At 71.1% G+C, this 540-nt stretch carries 1 protein-coding gene; it reads left to right on the top strand.

Going from position 1 to position 540, the window contains the following annotated elements:
- Window positions 1–537 (top strand): transposase (locus ACTWQJ_RS52155; protein WP_443313319.1); only part of this gene is annotated, 537 nt, incomplete at its 5' end.
- Between the last annotated feature and the right edge of the window lie 3 nt (window positions 538–540).

Below are 540 nucleotides of genomic sequence, written 5' to 3'. Positions count from 1 at the left end.
AACCGCATCCACGCCGTGCTCGCCGAGCACGGTCTCGAGCGGCCCGGGGCCTGCTTCACGGCCGCAGGGCGGGCGTGGCTGGAGGGCCTGGATCTTCCGGACGCCTCGCGCACCGTCGTCGACCAGCCGCTGGCCGCCCGGGCCCGCGGTGATCCACGGGTAGCTGCCCTCACCCGGCTGCCCGGGGTCGGAACCTTCACCGCGCTGGTGATCGTCACCGAGGTCGGCGACATCTCCCGCTTCCCCGATGCGCGCAAGCTGGCCTCCTGGGCCGGGCTCACCCCCACCGTCCGCAGCTCGGATCTGACCGTCCGGCACGGCCGCATCTCCAAGCAGGGCTCGGCATGGCTACGGTGGATCTTGTGCGAGGCGGCCCAGACCGCCAAGAGATCACCCGAGTTCGCGGGCACCTGCCAGGCCATCGCACACCGCCGCGGGAAGAAGATCGCCACCACCGCCATCGCCCGCAAACTGATCACCCGCGCCTACCACGTCCTGCAGGAAGCCGACGCCGAACCTCGTAAGAGGTCTCGGTGAACC

Source organism: Streptomyces sp. KR55 (assembly GCF_052245645.1).
Classification (GTDB): domain Bacteria; phylum Actinomycetota; class Actinomycetes; order Streptomycetales; family Streptomycetaceae; genus Streptomyces; species Streptomyces flavusporus.
The sequence above is the reverse complement of the archived record's forward strand: the minus strand, read 5'-3'. Positions and strand labels throughout refer to the sequence as shown.